The 21140-nt window shown below is 70.3% G+C and carries 18 protein-coding genes and 1 tRNA gene; 4 read left to right on the forward strand and 15 right to left on the reverse strand.

The genetic code is table 11. The features are described from left to right. Positions 1-2 precede the first annotated feature (2 nt). The 3 genes from tilS to dacB are packed head-to-tail and all read right to left on the reverse strand — an operon-like array spanning position 3 to position 3996. A complete protein-coding gene (gene tilS / locus HFP15_RS36405; RefSeq protein ID WP_312871921.1) occupies positions 3-941 on the reverse strand; it encodes a tRNA lysidine(34) synthetase TilS in 939 nt (312 codons plus the stop codon). After that, a complete protein-coding gene (locus HFP15_RS36410) occupies positions 938-2023 on the reverse strand; it encodes an Rv3626c family coenzyme F420 biosynthesis-associated protein (protein ID WP_168522094.1) in 1086 nt (361 codons plus the stop codon). The genes tilS and HFP15_RS36410 overlap by 4 nt, the downstream gene beginning before the upstream one ends. After that, positions 2014-3996 (reverse strand): D-alanyl-D-alanine carboxypeptidase/D-alanyl-D-alanine endopeptidase, encoded by a 1983-nt coding sequence (dacB, locus tag HFP15_RS36415; protein WP_168522096.1) that lies wholly within the window; start codon positions 3994-3996, stop codon positions 2014-2016. The genes HFP15_RS36410 and dacB overlap by 10 nt, the downstream gene beginning before the upstream one ends. Before the next feature lie 165 nt (positions 3997-4161). Here dacB and HFP15_RS36420 point away from each other — a divergent pair, with 165 nt between their 5' ends. After that, positions 4162-4677 carry an inorganic diphosphatase gene (locus HFP15_RS36420; RefSeq protein ID WP_168522098.1) on the forward strand — a complete coding sequence of 172 codons (516 nt, stop codon included), beginning with the start codon at positions 4162-4164 and terminating at the stop codon, positions 4675-4677. A gap of 57 nt (positions 4678-4734) precedes the next feature. On the opposite strand, the gene glyA is transcribed toward HFP15_RS36420, so the two are convergent. From glyA to HFP15_RS36445, 5 genes are all read right to left on the reverse strand, one after another. Beyond that, positions 4735-6003 carry a serine hydroxymethyltransferase gene (gene glyA, locus HFP15_RS36425; RefSeq protein ID WP_168522100.1) on the reverse strand — a complete coding sequence of 423 codons (1269 nt, stop codon included), beginning with the start codon at positions 6001-6003 and terminating at the stop codon, positions 4735-4737. 110 nt (positions 6004-6113) lie between these two features. Beyond that, entirely contained in the window at positions 6114-6632 is a 519-nt protein-coding gene (locus HFP15_RS36430) for a gamma carbonic anhydrase family protein (protein WP_168522102.1), read from the reverse strand. A gap of 10 nt (positions 6633-6642) precedes the next feature. Further along, positions 6643-7224 carry a TetR/AcrR family transcriptional regulator gene (locus HFP15_RS36435; protein WP_168522104.1) on the reverse strand — a complete coding sequence of 194 codons (582 nt, stop codon included), beginning with the start codon at positions 7222-7224 and terminating at the stop codon, positions 6643-6645. A gap of 66 nt (positions 7225-7290) precedes the next feature. Then, complete coding sequence (locus HFP15_RS36440; RefSeq protein WP_168522106.1) at positions 7291-8688, reverse strand: carboxylesterase/lipase family protein; 1398 nt, start codon at positions 8686-8688, stop codon at positions 7291-7293. Between the two features lie 121 nt (positions 8689-8809). Next, a tRNA-Thr gene (locus HFP15_RS36445) sits at positions 8810-8883 on the reverse strand. Positions 8884-8998: 115 nt separating this feature from the next. Between HFP15_RS36445 and HFP15_RS36450 the strand changes: the two genes are divergently transcribed. Continuing rightward, positions 8999-10639, forward strand: a complete 1641-nt coding sequence (locus HFP15_RS36450; RefSeq protein WP_210718328.1) for a hypothetical protein — start codon at positions 8999-9001, stop codon at positions 10637-10639. 3 nt (positions 10640-10642) lie between these two features. Here the strand turns inward: HFP15_RS36450 and HFP15_RS36455 are convergent, their stop codons facing one another. From HFP15_RS36455 to topA, 4 genes are all read right to left on the reverse strand, one after another. Then, positions 10643-11833 carry a DNA polymerase III subunit delta' gene (locus HFP15_RS36455; protein WP_168522108.1) on the reverse strand — a complete coding sequence of 397 codons (1191 nt, stop codon included), beginning with the start codon at positions 11831-11833 and terminating at the stop codon, positions 10643-10645. Then, the gene (locus tag HFP15_RS36460) at positions 11833-13917 is read right to left on the reverse strand and encodes a bifunctional MFS transporter/dTMP kinase (protein ID WP_168522110.1); all 2085 of its coding nucleotides are present in this window, start codon (positions 13915-13917) and stop codon (positions 11833-11835) included. The genes HFP15_RS36455 and HFP15_RS36460 overlap by 1 nt, the downstream gene beginning before the upstream one ends. A gap of 118 nt (positions 13918-14035) precedes the next feature. Continuing rightward, positions 14036-14536: a hypothetical protein gene (locus HFP15_RS36465; protein WP_168522112.1), complete on the reverse strand. Its 501-nt coding sequence runs from the start codon at positions 14534-14536 to the stop codon at positions 14036-14038. A gap of 100 nt (positions 14537-14636) precedes the next feature. Next, the gene (gene topA, locus HFP15_RS36470) at positions 14637-17462 is read right to left on the reverse strand and encodes a type I DNA topoisomerase (protein ID WP_168522114.1); all 2826 of its coding nucleotides are present in this window, start codon (positions 17460-17462) and stop codon (positions 14637-14639) included. Positions 17463-17672: 210 nt separating this feature from the next. On the opposite strand from topA, the gene HFP15_RS36475 reads away from it, so the two are divergent. Continuing rightward, entirely contained in the window at positions 17673-18512 is an 840-nt protein-coding gene (locus HFP15_RS36475; protein WP_168522116.1) for a trypsin-like serine peptidase, read from the forward strand. On the opposite strand, the gene HFP15_RS36480 is transcribed toward HFP15_RS36475, so the two are convergent. Further along, positions 18484-19080 (reverse strand): hypothetical protein, encoded by a 597-nt coding sequence (locus HFP15_RS36480; protein WP_168522118.1) that lies wholly within the window; start codon positions 19078-19080, stop codon positions 18484-18486. The genes HFP15_RS36475 and HFP15_RS36480 overlap by 29 nt on opposite strands. A 98-nt stretch (positions 19081-19178) precedes the next feature. Continuing rightward, positions 19179-19622: a MarR family winged helix-turn-helix transcriptional regulator gene (locus tag HFP15_RS36485; protein WP_168522128.1), complete on the reverse strand. Its 444-nt coding sequence runs from the start codon at positions 19620-19622 to the stop codon at positions 19179-19181. A 137-nt stretch (positions 19623-19759) separates the two neighbouring features. Between HFP15_RS36485 and HFP15_RS36490 the strand changes: the two genes are divergently transcribed. Continuing rightward, entirely contained in the window at positions 19760-20407 is a 648-nt protein-coding gene (locus HFP15_RS36490; protein WP_168522120.1) for an FMN-dependent NADH-azoreductase, read from the forward strand. Between the two features lie 3 nt (positions 20408-20410). Here the strand turns inward: HFP15_RS36490 and HFP15_RS36495 are convergent, their stop codons facing one another. Further along, positions 20411-21037: a hypothetical protein gene (locus HFP15_RS36495; RefSeq protein WP_312871924.1), complete on the reverse strand. Its 627-nt coding sequence runs from the start codon at positions 21035-21037 to the stop codon at positions 20411-20413. Positions 21038-21140 lie beyond the last annotated feature (103 nt).

The following is a 21140-nucleotide window of genomic DNA, read 5'->3' on the forward strand; positions in this document are numbered from 1 at the left end:
GGTCAATCCCCTCTGGTGAGTTCGCGACGATTCATCGCAAGCCTGCCATGTGTCCGTTCCACCACCAAGCTGCCGGGTAGCCACACACCGCCCTGTCCGCGCCAATTTCCGATGAGGTCGTCCACCGAACGCAGATGCGCGTCAGTCAGATCACACGCGCCGCCGTCGAGGAGCCACCGCCGGATCACTCTGCGTCGCAACGCGGCGGGTACTTCGGCCAGCTCACGGGCATCCAGCGTCGGTTCGTCCGCGCCAAATCGGGTGGCGAGCGTGTCCAGTGTCTCCACATCCTCGCGGAGTTGCGCCGCGGTGCGGGCAAGTGCGGCCGCGACCCCACCGGAGAGCACTTCTTCCAGCAGTGGCAGCACTTCGTTACGCAGACGGACGCGCGTGAAGCGGGTGTCGGTGTTGTGCGGGTCTTCCCATGGCTCGACGCCCAGCGCCGCGCACGCCGCACGGGTCGCGGCGCGCGGCACGTCCAGCAGCGGGCGGCCCCACGGCGGATCGAACGGCTTCATGCCCGCGATCGACCGTGGCCCGGAACCCCGGCCGAGGCCCAGCAGCACCGTCTCGGCCTGGTCGTCACGGGTGTGCCCGAGCAGAACCAGACCATCGGCGGCTTCCCGCAGCGCGGCGTACCTGGCCCGGCGTGCGGCGGCTTCGGGCCCGCCGGGACCCGCCACGTCGACGGTCAGGATTTCGGCGTCGTCGGCGCCGAGTGCGCGCGCTTGCCGGGCGGCGTCCTCGGCGATCTTCCGGGAACCCTCCTGCAAGCCGTGATCGACGATCAGCACCCGGACCCGGCGACCGGAGCAGTGCGCGGCGTCGGTCAGCGCAAGGGAGTCGGCGCCACCGGACACCGCCACGTCGACGCTCGTGCCGGGCTGCGTGGCGAGGAACTCACGAACCGCCCGCCGGACGCGGGCCAGGTGCTCGCTCACCCGTGGACGCGCCGCACCCACTTGTCCGGGTCCGCGATCTCGGCGCGGCTGGGCAGGGTGTTCGGCGAAGTCCATACGGCATTGAACCCGGACATGCCCACCCGGTCCACGACGTGCCGGGTGAACGCGGCGCCCTGTGCGTACTGGCGGACCTTCGCGTCGATGCCGAGCAGGCTGCGCAGGATCCGGTCCAGCAGCCCGCCGCCACGTCGGCGCGCGGTGAAGCGGGCACGGATCATTTCCACCGCGGGCACGACGCCGGGGCCGACCGCGTCCATCACGTAGTCCGCGTGCCCTTCCAGCAACGTGGAAAGCGCGAGCAGCTTGTCGAAAACCTCGCGCTGCTGCGGAGAACGCAACAGCTGGCTCAGCGCCACCACCCCGTCGGACTTCGCGCGCTTCACCTCGCGGACCGCGTCCGGCAGGCGGCCGACGAGCTGGGTGAACCCGTCGTCGTCCCCGGCCAGGCCGGACACCAGCCGCTCCACCTCGTCGCCGAAGTAGTCCTTGAGCCAGCTCACCGCCGTGAACTGCAGCCGGTGCGTGCATTCGTGCAGGCACACCCACAGCCGGAAATCGCGGCCGGGCACCTGCATCGCGTGCTGCGCGGTGACCACGTTGGGCGCCACCAACAGCAGACGGCCGCCGTCGCCGCCGAACGGGTCGTACTGGCCGAGCACGCGGGAGGCGAGGAACGCCAGCACCACACCCGTCTGCACACCGGCTCCCCCGGCGAGCACCGGACTCAGCTTGCCGGTCGGCAGCGACTGCAAAGCCTTGCCGGTCAACGCATCCAGCCCCGCGGCGGCCGAGCGCACCCAGCCCGGACGGTCCACCACCTCACCGGGCAGCAGGGGCAGCCCGGCGCCGAGCCCGGTGACCTCGCGGACGTGGGCCTCCGCGTCCACGGTCAGCTCCCGCAGTTCGGAGACCGCCAGCTTCGCTTCCTCCGGCGGCACGTTCGGGCCGCCGCGCACGAGGAACGCGCCGGTCGATGCCGCCAACGACCAGTCGACGACCAGCTTCTTGTTGTCCTCGCCCACCGTGCTCACCTGTCCGACGCTACCCGGCGTCAGCGGCATCCGCAGCCACGCAAGTTGGCCGCGATCGCGTCGAGTGCGGGACGGCTCGCGGCGATGTCGGAACCGTTGGACATCAACGCGAACGTCAGCACGCGGCCGTCCTTGTCCAGCACGACGCCGGCGAGCGTGTTCACCCCGGACAACGTGCCGGTCTTGGCGCGGACCCAGCCCTTGCCCGCCGAGGAGTTCGGGTCGCCGTAGCGGTCGGACAGCGTGCCGCTGCCACCGGCCACCGGAAGGCCTTCCAACAGAGGCCGCAGTTTCTCGGTGCGCGGGTCCTTGCCATCGGGCGCGGCGGCCACGGAGAGCAGTTGCGCGAGCAGCCTGGCGGGCACCTTGTTCAAAGTGGACAGACCGCTGCCGTCGTTGAGGCTGACGCCGGAGACGTCGAAACCGTTGCGGGAGAGGATATCCAGCGTCGTCTGCGCGCCACCGGCGAACGAGGCGGGCTTGCCCACGCTGATCGCGGTCGTCCTGGAGACCACCTCGGCCAGCTCGTTGTCGGAGCGTTCGAGCAGGTGTGCGATCAGTTCCGTGATCGGCGCCGACTTCACCTCGCCGAGCACCTTCGCTCCCTGCGGCGCGGTGGTGGTGCTCGCCGGCGCGACGGTCGCCCCCATCCGCTGTGCGAAGGTCTGCAGCAGATCGCCCGCCGGATTGGCGGTCCGCTTCGACTCGTCGTTGTTCGGATCCGTCATTCCGCCGTCGAGCATTCCCGGGACGATCTGGGTCGCGTAGGTCGACGGGGTGTCCTCGGGTGCCCAGCCCGGCGCGGAGGTGGCGCCGGTGTAGGCGGAGAGGTCGATCTGGACCTTCTTGATGGTGCCGCCGCTGGCCTGTTTCACCTGGTTGACGAGCGTGTCCAGGTGTGCGGCGCCCTGGTAGACCGAGTCCTTGCCCTGCGGGAGCGCGGACAACGTGATGTCCCCGCCCGCGACGAGGATCGCGGTGTCCGGGGAACTGCCCTGCACGACCTTCGTGGTCAGCTGCAGACCGTGGTCGAGCTGGAGCAGCGCGGCGGAGGTGGTGAGCAGTTTGGTGGTCGAGGCCGGGGTGAGCAGCTGGCCGGAGTTGTGGTTCCACAGCGTGGAACCGGTGGCCGGGTCGATCACGATGCCGGTGAGCGTGCCGAGCGCGGGGTTCGCGGCGGGCCCGGCCAGCGCGGAGCCGACGCCGCTGCTCGTGGGGGTGGCAGCGGTGGAACTCGGCGCCTGAAGCGCGAGGTTGACGGTCGGGGACTCGGGGGTGTCGCCCTTGGGCAGGTTGGGCGCCCACGGCAGGCCGAGCCGGTTGGAGACGTAGGGCAACGCGAGCGCCACCCCGACGACGATGACGAGCACCAGCGCGGCACCGCTGTAGATGAGGCCACGGCGCTTGCGGCGCGGTTCGGTCTCCGCAGCCGTTTCCGCTGCCGGGGCGGCCGGCGGGGCTTCGTTCTCGGCGGACGGGCCGTCCGGGCGCAGCTCGCCGCTCGGCTCGATGCGCATGGGCTGCGCGTGCACGATCCCGGCGGGCGGGACCACGGGCCGCTGCTCCGCCGGGGGCTCGGCGTCGGTCACGCGCGGCACGAACATGGTCGGCTGCTCGCCGAGGGCCGGTTGGGCGGGCCCTGGCCGCTGCTCGGGACGCGACTGGCCCGCCGGGGATTCCGGCAGTGGCAGGTAGGCCGTCGCGGATTCGGCCTCGGGTTGCGGTCGGGGCTGCTGCGCGGGCTCGCTCTGGCGGGGCTGCGGCTGATCCGGCGGGCCCTGCGGCTGCCGGGCCCACGGCTGGAGGAACTGGGTGCGCTCCCCCGCCGACTCCGGCGGCGGCTGCGAGCCGGAGCGCTGCGTGCCCTCGCCCGGCTCCTCGGGACGCGCGGAGGGCTCCTGCTTGCCCGGCAGGGGCAGGTGAGCCGTAGCGCCCCCGTCTGCCTCCGACGTCGCATCGCTGTCGTCCGACGGCCACAGTGGCTCGTCCTCGTGCGGCGGCACGCACCCCTCCTCATCGCCTTGGCGCCCCCGCGGGGCTGAACTCACTGTCGGTAAGGCAACATCAGTGCGACTTCCCAACGGCGTGTGGTCCACACTAGTGAAGACAAGTTAGCGAAACCGTAAGCCGCCAGGGCGGCTTGAAAAGACGAGGTCAGCGAGGACGCCGTGGAGTTCGACGCCACAATCGAAATCCCCAAGGGGGAGCGCAACAAGTACGAGGTGGACCACAAGACCGGGCGCATCAAACTGGACCGCACCCTGTTCACCGCCACCCAGTATCCGGCCGACTACGGGTTCATCGACGACACCCTCGGCCAGGACGGCGACCCGCTTGACGTGCTGGTGCTGGTGCAGGAGCCGACGTTCCCCGGATGCCTCATCCGCTGCCGCGCGATCGGCATGTTCCGGATGACCGACGAGAAGGGCCCGGACGACAAGGTCCTCGCGGTCCCCTCCGACGACCCGCGCCTTGAGCACCTGCGCGACATCCACCACCTGAACGAGTTCCACAAGCTCGAGATCGAGCACTTCTTCCAGGTCTACAAGGACCTGGAGCCCGCTAAGAGCGTGGAAGGCTCGCAGTGGGTGGGCCGGATGGAGGCCGAGGCCGAGATCAAGCGCTCCTACCAGCGCGAATCGGACCGGCTCGCCAAGCTCGCCGCGGACTCCGGCGAGCACTGAGACCGGACGGAACGAAAGAAGGGCACCCGTTGCACGGGTGCCCTTTTCTCGTGCTCGTCAGGCCCGGTAACCGGGGATCGGGTACGCCGAGAGCAGCTCCCGGACCTCGCCGGCGATCGCGCCGATGGCGTCCTCGTCCTCCTTGGCGGCCGCGGCCACGGTGCGGTCGATCCACTCCGCGATGCGCGGCTGGTGCTCCGCGGTCAGGCCGCGCGTGGTGATCGCCGCGGTGCCGATCCGGATACCGGAGGGGTCGAACGGCTTGCGCGGGTCGAACGGCACCGCGTTGAAGTTCAGCTCGATGCCGGCCCGGTCCAGCGCCTGCGCGGCCGGCTTGCCGCCGATCTGCTTGCTGGTCAGGTCGACCAGCAGCAGGTGGTTGTCGGTGCCACCGGAGACCAGGTCGAACCCGCGCTCGATCAGGGCGTCACCGAGCGCCTTGGCGTTCGCGACGATCTGGTGCGCGTAGTCGCGGAACTCCGGCTTCGCCGCCTCGGCCAGCGCGACCGCGATGGCCGCCGTGGTGTGGTTGTGCGGACCGCCCTGCAGGCCGGGGAAGACGGCCTTGTCGATGGCCTTGGCGTGCTCGGCGTCGGTCATGATCATCGCGCCACGCGGGCCACGCAGCGTCTTGTGGGTCGTGGTGGTGATCACGTTCGCGTGGCCGACCGGCGAGGGATGCGCGCCACCCGCGATCAGCCCCGCGATGTGCGCGATGTCGGCGACCAGCACCGCGTCCACCTCACGCGCGATCTCGGCGAAGGCGGGGAAGTCGATCGTGCGCGGGATCGCCGTGCCGCCCGCGATGATCAGCTTCGGCCGGTGCTCCTTGGCCAGGTCGCGCACCTGGTCGAAGTCGACGCGGCCGGTCTCCTTGCGCACCCCGTAGTGCACCGCGTTGAACCACTTGCCGGTCGCGGACACGCCCGCGCCGTGGGTCAGGTGACCGCCCGCGGGCAGGGACATGCCGAGCACGGTGTCGCCGGGGTTGGCGAAGGCGAGGTACGCGGCGAGGTTCGCCGGGGAGCCGGAGTAGGGCTGCACGTTGGCGTGGTCCACGCCGAACACGGCCTTCGCCCGGTCGATCGCGATCCGCTCGATCTGGTCGATGACCTGCTGGCCCTCGTAGTAGCGCTTGCCCGCGTAGCCCTCGGAGTACTTGTTCGTCAGCACCGTTCCGGTGGCCTCGAGCACTGCCTGCGACACGTAGTTCTCGGACGCGATCAGGCGGATCTTCTCGGCCTGACGTCGAGCCTCGTCCTCGACGAGTCCGGCGATCTCGGGGTCTGCGGCGGTGAGGGTGGGGATGGCTGGCTGGTGCGTCATCTTCCTACTCCCTGACACTGGCCACACCCAGGCGCGCGGTGCCGGCCTCGTCGGTCGCTTCCCGGTGGTGCTCCACCTCTACGGCGCCAGTCGCTGCTGTACTCGCCATCCTAGTCGACCGGGGCAATCCCTTCGGCGTGCCGCCTGGCGAGCTCCTGGTAGAGGGCGGCGTTGTGATCAACCCAACTCCGCGCGGAGTCGGTCAGCGGCACGAACTTCTTCGCCGGGGTGCCCATCGCGATGACCTCGGCCGGGACCTCGGTGTTCGGGCCGACGGTCGCACCCGCCGCGACCAGCGTCCGCTCCCCGATCCTCGCCTGGTCGAGCACGATCGCCCCGTTCCCGATCAGTGCTTGCTCGCCGATGGTGCAGTCGTGCACGAGGCACTGGTGCCCCACGGTCACGTTGCGGCCGATCTCGCAGATCCCGCCGACGTGGATCACCGAGTTGTCCTGGATGTTGGCGCCTTCGCGGATGATGATCCTGCCGTAGTCGGCCCTGATCACCGCTCCGTACCAGATCGAGACGTCCTTCTCCACGACGACGTCGCCGATGAGTGTCGCGGTGGGGGCGATCCAGGCGTCGGGATGCACGGTGGGGCTGACGCCCTCGAACGAGAACAATGGCATGTCTGGCACTCTAAGGCAGGCAGAGCGGCCTGATCTCCTCGCGCAACGTCGCGAACGGCCGAGGCCGGACGCGCTGCTGGACGATCGCACCCAGCAGGTAGGACTGCAGGGCACGGGCCTTGGCGCGGGGGTCGTCGACGTCGAGATCGGCCAGCAGGTCGGTCAGCAGTTCGGTGGACGAGCGCAGCATCACCTCGGCGGCCTGCACGTGATCGGCGCGGTCGACGGCCACCCAGTACTCGAACCAGACGAAGGCGGCGTTCGGGTTTTCCGCGAAGGTGTCCAAATAGGCCCGTACCACCGCCCAGAACCGGTGCTCCGGATCGTCGTGCCGGTCGGCGATCGCACGCAGATCACGCAGGAAATCGGTGACGTGCGCGGCCATCGCCCGGTCGATCAAGAGGTCGATGTCGGAGAAGTAGTAATGGATCGCGCTCTTGGTGAGCGGACTCGCGTCGGCGATCGCGCGGGCGGTGCAGCCCGCGAGCCCGTCCCTGGCGAGTACCTTGCGCGCGGCCTGCACGATCTGTTCCTGTTTGGCCAGCTGGTTCGGCGAGAGCTGATCGCGGTGCCCCGGCGGCGTGACGGCCACGCTGTTCCCCTCCGTGCGATGTGGACACCCAGCCTAACTCTCAGGACGCCCGTCCCAGACGCGGGCTCACTTCGCCCAGAACGCGCAGTGGTGCTCGGCCGCGAGGTCGACCGGGCGGAAGTCGCCGTTCTTGATCGACAGCACGACGCCGTTCTGCTCGAAGGCGGGCCAGCCGGGATCGCCGGTCTTCGCGAAGCGCGACCAGTACTGGATCATCGCCTGCGCGAGCGGACCGTTGCCGCCGAACAGGTAGGGCAGCTCGTCGGAGTGCGCCGCGTCGCCTTCGGAGAATTCGTAGGCATAGACGTGTTTCGCCGCCTTGTCGGTGTCCAGCGCGGGGCACGCACCGACCTTCTGGCCCCAGTCGGTGAGCACGGCCGCGAGCGCGGCGACGGGCGAGGGATAGTTCGCCAGCGGGTACTCGTTCAGCACCGCTTGCGCCTGTTTGCCGAAGACGTGCTCGAGGACGCGCGGATAGTCCTCGGCGGCGATGGGTTGCGCGACAACGAAAGGACGCATCTCCTCACGGGTCGTGCCCTGAATGAGCGGGATCCCGCCGGGCAGCGCGTCGATCGGCTGGCGCGGCAGGAAACCCTCGCCCACCACGGGAAGCCACGGCATGTCGCCCAGCGTTCCGGTCGCGCTGATCACGTCCGCCTCGTCGAGACCGACGAACTCGCCGCGTGGTTTCGCACGCAGGCAGGCGATATCCGGGCAGCCGAGCCTGGTCTGCAGAGCGGCCGCACGCCGGCGCGCCTGTTCGGCCGTCACGAAGGAGTTCGCACATGGTCCACTTTGGATGATGGCCTTGCCGAACAGGCCCTGCGCGCCCGGCGAGGCCAGCTGCGCGCAGACGCTGTAGGCACCGGCGGACTGGCCGAACAACGTGACGTTTCCCGGATCGCCCCCGAAGGCGGCGATGTTGTCGTGGACCCAGCGCAGCGCGGCCTGCTGGTCGGCGAGACCGAAGTTGCCCGCGGCCGGATCGTCGCCGGCGTCGAGGAATCCCAGCGCGCCGAGGCGATAGTTCAACGTCACGACGAGCACGCCGCCGTCGACGGCGAGCCCGGTCGTGTCGTAGTCGCTGCCCGCTCCCGCCACGAACCCGCCGCCGTGGAGCCACACCATCACCGGCAGGCGGTCGGCGCCGCGGGGCGCGGTCACGTTGAGGTACAGGCAGTCCTCGCTGCCCCGGCCGGGCTGGGGGCAGACGTCGGCGGTGTGCGTCGCGTCGCGCACGTCGTCCCACGGCTGGACCGGCTGGGGCGAGCGCCAGCGCAGTTCGCCCACCGGTGGCGCGGCGAACGGCATGCCGGAGAACGTGCGATGGTCGGTGGCGACGACACCGCGCACCAGGCCGTCGGTGGTGCGCACGACGTCCTCGCCGGACGACGCGGCACCGACGGCGCAACCGCCGAGCAACGCCAGCCCCGTGATCGCGCCGAGCAGACGCCTCCCTCGCACGCCGGGCAGGCTATACGGTCACCCACATGGGGTGAATCGGACCTCGCTGCGGCCCGCTGACGGTATCCGCGGGAGCGCAGAAATAGGTCAGGGGCCCTCCGAAGAGGACCCCTGACCTGCGAGCCGCGTGGGGGAATCGAACCCCCGACCTGTTCATTACGAGTGAACCGCTCTGGCCGACTGAGCTAACGCGGCAACGTCGACAAGTCTAGCGGCATGGCGTTCGTCACTCATGACCGGCTTCCTCGTTAGGCTGCGTGACGCCGGTCCCAGCCATCCGGCCCTGGTTTTCCGTGGAGGACTTCCCGCAATGCGTCGACGCCTGCACCGCGCGCTGGCTCTGCCGGTGACCGCTGCCCTGCTCGTGCTGTCCGGCACGCCTGCGATGGCGGATTCCACGATTCCGACCACGCCGACACCGCAACCGGCGGACCCGAACCAGGCGCCCGTCGCAGCGCCCACCGGTCCGCAGCCGCTCGGCCACGCGGTCGCCGACGCGGCCGCGTCGCTGGGCGTGCTGCGGCTGCTGCCGAACGCGGTCGACACGAGCACGATCCTTCCCGGCTACGGACAACAGCTGCCCAAGCAGTCCGCGCTCGAAGCCGGGATGGGCCTGTCCAGCGCGCAGGCCAACTCCGAGTCCTACCTCTCCTACGAGCGCGCGATCGCCCAGTCCTCGCCGTTCGGGCTGGCCGTCGCGGGCAACGCGCCGCAGGCGCCGGGCAGCCTGGTGCAGACCGCGCTGCCGGACAACCCCAACGGCCTCTCCGGCGGGTTCAACGCGCCGCAGAATCCACTGCTCAACGTCGGCCTGCTCAACGGCCAAGTGCACGCACGCTGGAGCCCGACGCAGGGTCCGTGCGTCGACACGATCGCCGACGCCAGTACCTCGATCGCGAGCCTGTCGCTGCTCAACGTCATCCCGTCGATGCCGAACCTGCCGATGACCGGCCTCAACCTGCCGCAGGGTGACAAGCTCGCCCAGGGCTTCGACCCGCAGCAGGGGCTGCAGGCGCTCGGCGGCCTGCTCAGCGGCGGCGGCCAGACCAGCGCCAACGGCACCGGTTCGCTGCTGAGCCTGCCCAACACGCTGTCCTCGCACTCGGTTGTCAAGCTCGTCGACATCCCCGGCTCGGCCAAGAAGGCCGTCCAGTCGGTCTCCACCCTGCAGGCCGCCGACATCCAGCTCCTCAAGGGCACGCCGCTGGAGCTGGAACTGAAGGTGGTCAGCCAGCCGACGCTGACGGTCACCTCGACCGGCGACAAGAACACCTCGAAGGTCGACTACACCGCCCCGGTCATCCAGATCCTGCGGCAGGGCCAGGTGCTCTACACCCTCGACGCCGCCAACCCGACCAAGGACATCCCGATCGGGCTTCCGCTGTCCGGCCTGTCCGACGCGTTCGGCCCGCTGCAGAGCCTGCCGGTCGTCGGCGGGCTGGTCTCCACCGCCACCAAGGGTCTGCAGCCGGTCGGCGACACCACCGGCAAGGTGCTCGACCTGGGTGTGCTGCGGCTGAGCATCGCCGAGCTGAACCAGAAGGGGCAGGACCTGACCGACCCGTTCGCCGGCTACCAGCTCGGCGCGTCGGCCCGGATGCTCGACCTGCAGGTGCTGCCGACGCAGGCGCTCAAGAACGTGCTGCCCGCGGACGTCGCCGGAAAGCTGCCCTCGTCGCTGGCGCAGCTCTCGCTCGGCGAGCAGATCGGCCGGGCCTACGCCCCGAAGGGCGGCGTGGTGTGCGGCTCGACGGCTCCCGCGGCCCCGGCGAACAACCCGGCGCCCGGTGCCCCGAAGCAGCTCGCCTACACCTCGGGCGCGTACTCCGCGGTGCCGATGTTCTGGACCGGCACGGCGATGCTGCTGCTGGGTGTGGTGCTCGTCGCGGCGTTGCCGAACCGGCGCCGCAGCGCGGTGGTGAAGCCGTCGCCGACGCCGCGGTCGAAGTAGCGGTCAGCCCTGGCGTAAAGCCGTGACCATCGCCTCCACGGCGATGCGCGGCTTGACGTTCCAGAGGATCGCCTCCCGGCACGCGAGCACGGCTTCGAGGCGGCGCAACGTGGACTCGGGTGTCCACGTCCGCGCCGCCTCGTGCACGTCGGAGGCGTGGTCGGGGTGGTTGAGCAGGGCCTGCGCGCCGCTGCCGACGACCAGCACGTCCCGGTAGAACCCGGCGAGGTCGACCAGCGCGAGGTCGAGCGTGTCGCGCTGGGTACGGGTGGCACGCGACTTCTGGCGCTTCTCCAGCTGCTTCACCGCGGCCTCGGCCGCGCGCTTGGCGCCCGCGACGCCCTTTCCGGTCGCGTCGCCGCCCATCGCGTTGCGCAGTTCGGCCTTCTCCGCTTCGTCGCGCTCCTTGCTCGCCTCGCTCGCGTCGCCTTCGGCCGCCGTGATCAGCTCGTCGGCGCAGGCGAACACGTCCACGGGGCGGCGCAGGCCCAGCGGGATGCGCAGCACGGTCTCCCGCCGCTTACGGGAGCTGTCGTCGGTGGCGAGCCGGCGGGCGCGGCCGACGTGCCCGCCACACACCGAGGCGGCCCAGTTCGCGAGTTCCGGGTTCACGCCGTCGCGTTCGACGAGCACGCGCGCGATCGACTCCGCTCCCGGTGACCGCAGGTTGATCAGGCGGCAGCGCGACCGGATGGTCACCGACACGTCCTCGGGATGGTCGGAGGGCGCGCACAGCAGGAACACCGTGCGGTCCGGCGGTTCCTCGACGGCCTTGAGCAACGCGTTGGACGCGCCCTCGGTGAGCCGGTCGGCGTCCTCGATGATCACGACCTGCCATTCGCCCGTGGTCGGGCGGCGGGCGGCCGCCTGGACGAGGGCACGCATCTCGGCGACCGAGATCGACAGTCCTTCCGGCACCACCAGCCGCACGTCGGCGTGGGTGCCGTGCAGCGCGGTGCGGCAGCCGGTGCACTCACCGCAGCCGATGCCGGTCGAGCACTGCAGCGCGGCGGCGAACGTGCGCGCCGCGACCGAACGGCCCGATCCGGGCGGCCCGGTGAACAGCCACGCGTGCGTCATCGCCCCGGCGGGCACCCGCTCGCCCGCGACGATCTTGGCGGCGGCCTCGGCCGCGCTCGAAAGGATCTCCACAGCCGGTTCCTGACCGACCAGCTGTGACCAGACGCCGCCCATCAGGCCTCCACGACCTCCAGTGGCGCGAGCCCGGCGTGCCTGCCGACCAGCACCGCGCGGACGGCGGTCTGCACGCGCTCGGCGACCTCGTCCTCGGTGCCGTCGCTGTCCACCACGACGTAGTGATCGGGGTCGGCGGCGGCCATCTCGCTCAACAGGTTCTGCACCTTGAACTGGTCCTCGATCGAGATCGGGCCCGGCGGGGCACCGTCCGGCTTCGCGTCCAGCAGCACGGTCACGTCCGGCCGCAGCCGTCCGGTGGCCCAGTCCGCGAGCCCTTCCAGTTCCTTCGCGTCCAGCCCGGCGACGGCGGACAGATGCGCCAGCGGCGAGTCCACGAACCGTTCCATCACCACGATCGCGCCGTCGTCCAGCGCGGGCTGCACGTCACGTTCCACGATGTCCGCCCGCACCGCGGCCGCGGCCAGCGCCTGCGCGCGGGCACCGGACAGGGAAGCCCCGCTGATCAGCTGCGCCAGGCGCTTGTCGTCCAGTGCGGGGTCGGCGGCGAGTACCACGGGCCGCGGCCCGACCGCGCGCAGCCACCGCACGAGACGGTCGGCCTGGTGCGCGGTGTCGGCGGCCGTCGTGCCCTCCAGCGCGATGAGCAGGCCGTTCACCCGGCGCGGGCGGCGGCGGATGACGTTGCGCAGGTCGGACATGATCGTCTCGGCCCGGCGCGAGTCCATCTGCCGGTAGGCGATCACGCCGACGACCGCGGCCAGGACACCGCCGCCGAGCATGACCGGGCGGGTGCCGTCGATGATGATCGGACTGCCCCACACCGTGATCGTGCGCGGTTTCGTCAGGCCGATGAGCAGCGGCACGATCCCCGTCGAGCCGAACACGATGATCTTCATCATCGACTGGTAGATCGCGTTGATCCGGCCCCGGATCGAGTCGTCGACCTGCGAGCCGATGATCGTCACGCCGGTCAGGAAGGCGGCACCCGCGCATGCGCCGACGATGGCCACCGCCACCAGCGACACCGCCAGATGCGGCGACAGCGCGACCAGCATCAGCGCGAGCCCGGCGACGACGATCGAGATCCCGAACAACCGATCGTGCGGCAGCCTGCGGGCCAGCTTCGGCGCCCCGCCCATACCGGTGGCCAGGCCCACGAACACGGCGACGATCAGCAGACCCCAGGCGGCGTCGCCGGCGAGCAGGCTGGAGGAGTACGGCTTCGCCGAACCGACCACCGCGCCACCGGTCGCGAACGCGCCGGCCGCGCCGATCAGCAGGCCGCGGATGAGCGGGGTGCTGCGGATGAAGCTCGCCCCGTCCCGCATCAGCGCGAACAGGCCGGGCGAAGCCTCCTTGGCTTCCTTTTCCTCTTCCTTCTTCTCCGCCGCCTTCGCCGCCGCGCTGCCGTTGCGCTTGGACAGTTCGGGGATGCGGGTGAGGATCAGGAACGCGCTGGTCAGGTACAGCAGGCCGATCAGCACGACGATGATCTTGGCGAAGCCCAGTTCGCCGAACAGGTCCGGCGGCAGGTGCAGCGTCGGCATGATGCCGGTGATGATCGTGTAGATACCGCCCGCCGACAGCACGGCCAGCCCGTAGGTCATCACCAGGCCGAGCTGGTTGGCCGTCTCCACCTGGTCGGGGCGGCGCAGCAGGTTGGGCACCGCCGCGTCCTTGGACGGGATCCACATCATGGCGCTGGAGCTGGCCAGGAAGCTCGCGACGTAGAGCCACCACGGTGTGCCGACGAACGCGATCGACATGATGAACCCGCAGCGCAGCAGGTCCGCGACGAACATGATCTTGCGCCGATCGAACCGGTCCGCGAGCAGCCCGCCGAGCGGGGCGAAGATCAGGCCGGGCAGCAGGTTGGCCATCAGCACGCCGGTGAAGGCGAAGTTCTGCGCCGTGTAGTTCTGCGTCAGCTTCGTGGCCAGGCTGGTGACGCCGAGGATGGACAGCCAGTCGGCGACACTGCACAGGTAGGTGACGAACCACAGCCTGCGAAAGGGCCGGATGGCCAGCACTCTGCGCGCGCGGAAGATGGTGGAGCCGTCGCGCGCGGCCACCGCCTCCGCGTCGGGTTTCGCTTGTACGACCTCGCTGATCCGACCCACCCCGCTTGTTCCCTGTGGTACCGGCGCATGCGACCGCGCACGCCCCCGAATCGCCGGTCCGGCTCCGCCAGGGTAGCTCCGTTGGGCCGATCGTGTTGCTCTTGGGTGGGTCCCCCGGCTAGTTGAACAACCCCGAAATGCTGCTGATCAGGCTCGAGAGGAACTGGATCGCGACGAACAAGAACACGAGCACCATCACGACGGCCAGAATCACCCCGGTCGACCCCGCCGACGGCTTCGGGCGGCGGATCGTGCCCGGAGACACCGAGGAGAACCTCGGCATCCGCAGCTGCGGGCGCTTGAGCGAACGCAGGCCCGGCCGGGTGCGCTGCCTCGGCAGCATGCCGAGCGGTGGTGCGGGCGGCACCGCCGCCGCCGAGTGGGCCGGGGGTACGGCGTCCGGGGTGGCGGGATCGACCTCGACGGCATCGGAGAACTCCAACGGCGTCTCGGGGTCGACCATCGTGCGGATCGCCGTCGAGTCCGGCCGCACCGGGGACGCGACCCTGGTCAGCGTGAAGTCGTCCTCGTCAGCTCTGACCGGACCGGACAGCGCATCGTCGAACGCGGCAGCGTGCGTGCCGTCGCCGAAGTAGTCGTTGTCCTTCGCGGGGCTCATACCACTCCTGCGCTACTCGGGGCTTCCCGTCCAGGGTAATGCGCATTTTGCCGATGGCATCCGCCCATCCGGGTAACGGCGAGGTTACGGACGGCCAGAATTACTTCTTCGCCGCCGCCTTCTTCCGCGCGGGCGCCTTCTTCTTGGGCGCCGGGCCCTTCGCGCGCTTCTCCGCCAGCAGCTCGGCCGCCCGCTCCGCGGTCAGCTCCTCGATGCTGTCGGCCTTGCGCAGCGTGGCGTTGAACTCGCCGTCGGTCACGTACGGGCCGAACCGGCCGTCCTTGACCACCATCGGCTTGCCCGACACCGGGTCGGCGCCGAGTTCCTTCAGCGGCGGCTTCGCGGCGCCCTGGCGGCCGCGGCGCTTCGGCTCGGAGTAGATCTTGAGCGCCTCTTCCAGCGTGATGCCGAACAGCTGCTCCTCGGTCTCCAGCGAGCGCGAGTCCGTGCCCTTCTTCAGATACGGGCCGTACCGGCCGTTCTGCGCGGTGATCTCGTCCCCGGACTCCGGGTCCTTGCCCACCACGCGCGGCAGCGACAGCAGCTTGAGCGCGTCGTCCAGCGTCACGGTCTCGATGTCCATCGACTTGAACAGCGACGCCGTACGCGGCTTCGGCTTCTTCGCCTTGCTGGTCTTCTTCGCGCCCTCGGCGGGCTCTTCCGGCTCGGGCAGCACCTCGGTGACGTACGGGCCGAACCGGCCTTCCTTGGCCACGAGCTCGTGCCCGCTGACCGGGTCGGTGCCCAGCACGCGGCCCTCCTGCGGCGTCGCGAACAGCTTCTCCGCGATCTCCGCGGTCAGCTCGTCCGGCGGCAGGTCCTCGGGCAGGTTGGCGCGCTGCGACTTGCCGTCCACCTCGCGCTCGAGGTACGGGCCGTACCGGCCGACCCGCACGTAGACGGTGCGGTCCGCGTCGTCGGTGAACATCGGGATCGAGTTGATCTCGCGGGCGTCGATGTCCTCGACGCCGGTGCCGACGAGCTTCTTCAGCCCGCCGAGCCGCCCGATCGACCCGTCGACGCCCTGCTCGCCGCCGAAGTAGAACCGCGACAGCCACCGCGTGCGCTGCTCGTCACCGGAGGCGATGCGGTCGAGCTCGTCCTCCATCGCGGCGGTGAAGTCGTAGTCCACCAGCCGCTCGAAGTGCCGCTCCAGCAGTCCGACCACGGCGAAGGCGACCCACGAGGGCACCAGCGCGGAGCCCTTCTTCCACACGTACCCGCGGTCCTGGATCGTGTTGATGATCGACGCGTACGTCGACGGGCGGCCGATGCCCAGCTCCTCCAGCTTGCTGACCAGGCTGGGCTCGCTGTAGCGCGGCGGCGGGTTGGTGGTGTGGCCGTCCGGGTTCAACTCGGCCGCGGTCAGCGGCTGGTCCTTGACCAGCTGCGGCAGGCGGCTCTGCTTGTCGTCGGCCTCGCCGCCGCTTTCGGTGTCCACCGCCTCGACGTAGGCCTTCAGGAACCCGGCGAAGGTGATCGTGCGGCCGGACGCGGAGAAGGTGCACTCCTCGCCGCTGCTCGCGGTGCCGGTGATGCGCACCGACATGGTGGTGCCCCTGGCGTCGGCCATCTGCGAGGCGATCGTGCGCTGCCAGATCATCTCGTAGAGCCGGAACTCGTCGGTGGCCAGCTCGTTCGCGACCTGGCCCGGCGTGCGGAACACCTCACCGGCGGGCCGGATCGCCTCGTGCGCCTCCTGCGAGTTCTTGACCTTGCGCGTGTACTGCCGCGGGCTCTGCGCGACGAATTCGCGGCCGTAGAGGTCCGTGGCCTGGTTGCGCGCCGCGGTCAGCGCCGTCTCCGACAACGTCGTGGAGTCGGTACGCATATAGGTGATGTAGCCGTTCTCGTAGAGCCGCTGCGCGATGCGCATTGTCCGCTCCGAGGAGTACCGCAGCTTGCGGCCGGCCTCCTGCTGCAGCGTGGAGGTCATGAACGGCGGGTACGGACGCCGCGTGTACGGCTTCTCCTCGACGCTGGTGACCTTGAAGTCGCGGCCCTGCAGCGCACCGGCCAGCCGGGTCGCGTCCGCCTCGGCCAGCACCCGCACGTCCTTCGCCGAGGACTTGAGGCGGCCGTCGGAACCGAAGTCCTTACCGGTGGCCAGGCGGGCACCGTCGATCGAGATGAGCCGCGACGGGAAGGTGCGCGGCGTGGCGTCCTCACCCGCGTCCATCGTCGCCGCGATGTCCCAGTACGAGGCCGAGGTGAAGCGAATCCGCTCACGCTCGCGCTCCACGATGATGCGGGTCGCCACCGACTGCACCCGGCCCGCCGACAGCTTCGGCATGACCTTCTTCCACAGCACGGGCGAGACCTCGTAGCCGTAGAGCCGGTCCAGGATGCGGCGGGTCTCCTGCGCGTCGACCAGGTCGTTGTCCAGCTCGCGGGTGTCCTCGGCCGCGGCGCGGATGGCCTGCTCGGTGACCTCGTGGAACACCATGCGGCGCACCGGCACCTTGGGCTTGAGCGTCTCCAGCAGGTGCCAGGCGATGGCCTCGCCCTCACGGTCGGGGTCCGTGGCGAGATAGAGCTCGTCGGCGTCCTTGAGCAGGCTCTTCAGCTCGGTGACCTTGGCCTTCTTGTCCGGGCTGACGACGTAGAGCGGCTCGAAGTCGTGGTCGACGTTCACGCCGAGCCGGGCCCACGCCTCGCCCTTGTACTTGGCGGGCACGTCGGCGGCGCCCCTCGGCAGGTCCCGGATGTGGCCGACCGAGGATTCGACGACGTAGCCGCGGCCGAGATACGGAGCGATCTTGCGGGCCTTGGTCGGCGACTCGACGATCACGAGCCGCCGGCGCCCGGCACCGTTCGCCGAGGCGTCGGGCCCACCCGTCGCCCGGCCACCACCCCCGGCGGAGGCGCTCCGCGCCGCGGTCTTGTTGGTTCGTGCTCCAGCCACGCTGTCCGCTCTCCTGCTCATTCCCGTCGCCGCTGCGCGACGCTCGTTCAACCAGCCAGTGTGCACGCTGAAGGCCGGTTATGTCCGCCCAGGTCTCGCAACACGCCGTCGCCGGCACTTTCCACGAATCGCGCCGAGCTGGGCGGCGTTACCTTTTCCACACCTAGCACGTGATGCGCACCACGTGCCGCCCGGGGTCATTCGGTGACCGTTCCACTACGCTCCGGCTTCATGCTTCGCCGCCTGCTCACTGTGCTGGTCACCGCCGCTCTCGGCATCGGAATCACGCCCGCGTTCGCGGACCCGGGCTCCGGCTACACCGGCATCGTCAAACTCGACAACTGTTCCGGGTCGCTCGTGCGGCTGCCCGGCTCCCACGACAACGATCCCGGTCTGGTGCTGACCAACGGGCACTGCGAGTCCGAGGGCATGCCCGGCCCGGGGCAGGTGATCGTGAACCAGCCGTCCCGGCGCGAGATGACCCTGCTCGGCGCCGACGGCCGTGACCTGGGCACACTGCGGTCGACCAAGATCGTTTACGGCACGATGACCAACACCGACGTCACGCTCTACCAGCTCGACTCCAGCTACCGGCAGATCGCCGACGATCTCGGCGGGCACGCCCTGACGCTCGCCGCCTCGCCCGCCGATGTCGGCACGCCGATCGACGTCGTTTCCGGCTACTTCAAGCGCACCTGGTCCTGCCGGATCGAGCGCGTCGTGTACTCGGTGCACGAGGCGGACTGGGTGTGGAAGGACTCCATCCGCTACACGCCCTCGTGCGACACGATCCACGGCACGTCCGGTTCGCCGGTCATCGACACCGGCACCGGCGAGGTCGTCGGGGTCAACAACACCGGCAACGACGACGGGAAATCCTGCACCATGAACAACCCGTGCGAGGTCGACGAAAACGGCAACGTCACCGTGCTGCGCGGTCGTTCTTACGGGCAGCAGACCTATCGCCTCCCCGCGTGCCTGACCCGTGACGGCGAAGCGGCTCTGGACCAGCCGGGCTGCATGCTGCCGAAACCGCAGGGCATCACGCTGCCGATCCCGATTCCGGCCTGACCGGCCAGACGGCGGCCGCCGCCGGTGGTGGCGAGCCGATCAGTTCCTCCAGTGTCGCCAGCCTGCGGCGGCCGGTCACCCTGATGGCCGGCCCGCCGCCGCGCGGTCCGACGACCTGCGCGGGCAGGCCGAGTTGGCGCAACGAGTCGGCGAGCAGCGCGTGCGTGCCCGGCGCGTCCTCGTCGACGGCGAGCAGGTAGTGCCGCTGCGCGGGGCAGCCCGCGGCGAGTGCCCACATGCGCAGCGCGCCACCGGTCAGCCGGAACCCTGTTGGTAATTCCTTTTCCTCTCGCGGGCGCCAGGCGTTGGCGAGCGCGATCAGATCGGCGCGGAACGCGGTGCGCACGAGTGGTTCGCCGTCCTCGGTGCGCAGGACGTCGGCCTGCACGCCGCGCCGGGCGAACTCGGTGGCCAGACTCTTCGCGCGCCACACCTCGGCGACGGCGACGGACAGCCGCGCGGCGGTACGCCCGAAGCTCACGATCTGTCCCCGCCCGCACAGCACTCCGGCGAGGTCGGCGAGCCGGGGCCCGCTCGCCTCGGCCGAGAAGAACGAGATCTGGTCCACAGCGAACAGGGTAGAACATCAGTTCGATTACCCGCGACCCCAAGATCGGTCCGGATTTCCACCCAATGCCGAGTCCTACACAGGCCTCGGCCGCGGCTTCAGCAGTCGCGAGCGGCCTCGACGCAGGCCCCGTGGCCAGTCTCGCTCCACCCGGGTATCGCGCCCGAGGCGGCCTGCCTGAGCAGGTCGTAGAGCGCCTGGCGCTGCTTGCCATCGAGGGCACCGAGCACCTCGTCCTCGACGCCCGCGAGCGCGAGCTCGGCCTTGGCCAGGCGCTCGTCACCGGCGTCGGTGAGCTCGACGACGTGGCGCCGGCGGTCCTCCGGTGATCGCCGGCGCTCCACGAGCCCGAGCTTCTCGAGGTCGTTGAGCAGCCCGACGACGTTCGTGCCATCCATCTCGAGCCGCCCGGCGAGCGTCTGCTGGGAGCAGCCACCACCGTCGCGCAGCATCGTGAGCGTGATCAGGTGCCGCGGCCGCAGACCCAGCGGCGTGAGCACGGCTTCCGCACGCACCCGGATCCGGCGCGCGAGGTGATCCATCAGCGCTCCCGAACGGTGGAGCGGCTGGTTGCCGATGGAGGGGGAAGCCACGGCATCAGTTTACCCACACGTCATCTATCCGCATGCTATAAATGGTTTGCGTAGGACAAACCATTACCGAAGGGTCAGCATACGAGATGGCGCACCTTCTGCACATCGACTCGAGCATCCAGGGCGAGCGCTCTATCAGCCGGAAACTCACCGCCCGCGCCGCCGAGGCGTGGAAAACGGCCCATCCCCGTGGCGCCGTGACCTATCGCGACCTGGGCAGCGACCCGGTGCCGCATGTCGACACCGCCACCGCGCTCGCCCGGATGATGCCCCCGGAGCAGCACACCCCGGAGCAGGCGCAGTCCTGGGCGCTGACGGAGCGGCTCGTCAACGAGGTCAAGGCGGCCGACACGATCCTGCTCGGCCTGCCGCTGTACAACTTCGGCCCGCCCAGCAGCGTGAAGGCGTGGGTCGACCACCTGATCGCGGCGGGCCTGTCCGTCGACGCCGAGACGCGGCAACCGCTGCTCGGCGGTCGTGAGTTCATCGTGCTCGCCAGCCGCGGTGGCGGGTTCGGCGAGGGCACGCCGCGCGAAGGCTGGGACCACGCGGAAGCCTGGCTCCCGCACGGTGTCGCGCTGACCGGTCTCGAACCACGGTTCATCACGGCGGAGCTCACGCTGGCCGAGACCAACCCGGCGATGGCCGAGCTGATCCCGCTGGCCAAGAAGAGCCTGGCGGACGCCGAGCGCGCGATCGAAGCCCTGTGGACCCCCGTGGGGGCCGGAGCCTGAGCGTCAGGGCGTCGGAGTGGTGGAAACGGTCGGCGTGGCCGAGGCACGCGCGGTGAGCTGCTGGCACACCGGTGCCTGGCCGGCCGCGGTGGCCAGTTCGGGATAGGACTGGAAACCCGCCAGCAAGTCCAAACGCGACACTTCACCCAGCGGGCCACTCGCCTCGCCCAGTGTGCGCTGATCGATGGAGGGCGCGTTTCTGGCGGCGTCGAGCCGCTGCTTCGCGGCAGCCGCCCGCGCGCGAATGCCGTCGAACTCGGTGATCGTGCTCGTGCGCACCGAATCCCCGCCCGCCACGGGCGACGGCGGCAGCGCCTGCAGACCGCGCTTGGCGTTGTCGAGGCCGCCGATCATGGAGCCGAGGAGGTCGCTGGAGGTCTGCACGGCACGGCGCGGGGTGCTCGGGTCGACCGTCGGCATGGTGGCCAAGCCGTCCACAAGGGACCCGACGGCGACGCAGTACCCGTCGGCCCATCTGGCGGCCGCGTCCTGGCGCTCGACGCCCTGTTTCGACAGTCCTGGCCCACCTGATTGCACGGACGCGACGTCCGCCTGCTGTTGCCCGCATCCGGCAAGACCGACCACCAGGCCTGCCAGCGTCACCAGGAAACCGGTCCTCCCGGGCCGCACACGAACACCTCCCGCAACGTGAACTCGCCTCGACGGTACCGACCTCGTTGCAAGTTGCAAATCGTGGTCCTGCTCCACACAGCGGGGCCCGCCGCACAACACG

Origin of the sequence: Amycolatopsis acididurans, assembly GCF_012328925.1 — a bacterium.
In the GTDB taxonomy this organism is placed as follows: Bacteria; Actinomycetota; Actinomycetes; order Mycobacteriales; family Pseudonocardiaceae; genus Amycolatopsis_E; species Amycolatopsis_E acididurans.

What these genes read in the sequence shown, in the direction of transcription:
- HFP15_RS36455 (WP_168522108.1), bottom strand. Translation starts at nt 11,833, where the DNA reads ATGGGCGGCGTCTGGTCACAGCTGGTCGGTCAGGAACCGGCTGTGGAG.
- glyA (WP_168522100.1), bottom strand. Translation starts at nt 6,003, where the DNA reads ATGACGCACCAGCCAGCCATCCCCACCCTCACCGCCGCAGACCCCGAG.
- HFP15_RS36475 (WP_168522116.1), top strand. Translation starts at nt 17,673, where the DNA reads ATGCTTCGCCGCCTGCTCACTGTGCTGGTCACCGCCGCTCTCGGCATC.
- topA (WP_168522114.1), bottom strand. Translation starts at nt 17,462, where the DNA reads ATGAGCAGGAGAGCGGACAGCGTGGCTGGAGCACGAACCAACAAGACC.
- HFP15_RS36490 (WP_168522120.1), top strand. Translation starts at nt 19,760, where the DNA reads ATGGCGCACCTTCTGCACATCGACTCGAGCATCCAGGGCGAGCGCTCT.
- HFP15_RS36410 (WP_168522094.1), bottom strand. Translation starts at nt 2,023, where the DNA reads ATGCCGCTGACGCCGGGTAGCGTCGGACAGGTGAGCACGGTGGGCGAG.
- HFP15_RS36450 (WP_210718328.1), top strand. Translation starts at nt 8,999, where the DNA reads ATGCGTCGACGCCTGCACCGCGCGCTGGCTCTGCCGGTGACCGCTGCC.
- HFP15_RS36485 (WP_168522128.1), bottom strand. Translation starts at nt 19,622, where the DNA reads ATGGATCACCTCGCGCGCCGGATCCGGGTGCGTGCGGAAGCCGTGCTC.
- HFP15_RS36430 (WP_168522102.1), bottom strand. Translation starts at nt 6,632, where the DNA reads ATGCCATTGTTCTCGTTCGAGGGCGTCAGCCCCACCGTGCATCCCGAC.
- HFP15_RS36465 (WP_168522112.1), bottom strand. Translation starts at nt 14,536, where the DNA reads ATGAGCCCCGCGAAGGACAACGACTACTTCGGCGACGGCACGCACGCT.